This window comes from Microbacterium sp. NPDC003461, from assembly GCF_053588335.1.
Genome location: NZ_JBSFPT010000063.1, coordinates 1 through 1,148, shown reverse-complemented (window position 1 = coordinate 1,148; position 1,148 = coordinate 1). Strand labels below are relative to the sequence as shown.

The following is a 1,148-nucleotide window of genomic DNA, read 5'->3' as shown; positions in this document are numbered from 1 at the left end:
CACGATGACCGCTCCTCACATTGTCGACCCTGCTGGCCTGCTCGGTGAAGCCCTCGCTGAGGCGTCGCCGGATCTGATGCGGCAGCTGCTGCAGAGAGCTTGTCAAGTTGTGTGTGTAAGCGGGCGGTGCCTCGGGGGTGTTAGAGGTAGGGCTGGACGCGGTCGGGGAAGGCGATCGCGAGCTGTTCGAGGGCCTTCTTCCAGTTCGTGACGACCTGCCCTTCGACGAGGCGTCCTTCGGCCTTGCGTTTGGCGCCGCGGCCGAGGCCGCGTTCCTTCTCGCGGTCGCGGGCGCGTTTGTCTTCGATGTTGCATATCGCCAGCCAGAGCAGCTTCACCACCGCGAGGTCGTTCGGGAAGTGCCCGCGGTTCTTGGTGACCTTCCGCAGCTGGTAGTTCAGCGACTCGATCGCGTTGGTGGTGTAGATCACCCGCCTCACTTCGGGCGGGAACGCGAGGAACGGCGTGAACCGCTCCCAGGCGTCGGTGAACACCGCCGCCGCGTGCGGGTTCGCCTGACCCAGCGGGGACGCCTTGAACGCCTCCAGCTCGCGTTCGGCGGCGTCCGCGTTCGGGGCCTGGTAGATCGGCTTGAGCGCGGCCGCGACGGCCTTGCGCTGCCCGTAGCCGACGAACCGCATCGCGTTGCGGATCAGGTGGACCACGCAGGTCTGGACCATCGATTCGGGCCAGGTCGCCTCGATCGCCTCGGGGAACCCGGTGAGCCCGTCGCAGCAGACGATCAGGACGTCGCGGACGCCGCGGTTGGCGAGCTCGGCGCAGACACCCGCCCAGAACTTCGCGCCCTCGGTGGCCTGGATCCAGATGCCCAGCACGTGCTTGATCCCGTCCATGTCGACGCCGACGGCGATGTGCGCGGCCTTGTTGCGGACGTGCCCGCCGTCGCGGACCTTCACGATCAGCGCGTCCAGGTAGATCACCGGGTAGAACGCCTCCAACGGGCGCTGCTGCCAGGCCAGGACCTCATCGGCGATCTCGTCGACGATGTTCGAGATCGTCTCGTGCGACAGCTCCGTCCCGACCGTCGAGGCCAGGTGATGCTCGATGTCGCGGACGGTCATCCCGCCGGCGTAGAGCGAGACGATCATCTCGTCCAGCTGCGACAGCCTGCGGCTGCCGGTGGGGAC

The 1,148-nt window shown here is 67.4% G+C and carries 1 protein-coding gene; it reads right to left on the bottom strand.

The genetic code is table 11. From position 1 onward, the window contains the following. Positions 1-140: 140 nt before the first annotated feature. Positions 141-1,148: IS256 family transposase (locus tag ACWDR7_RS13075; protein ID WP_449855325.1), on the bottom strand; the 1,008-nt coding region annotated here is incomplete at its 5' end.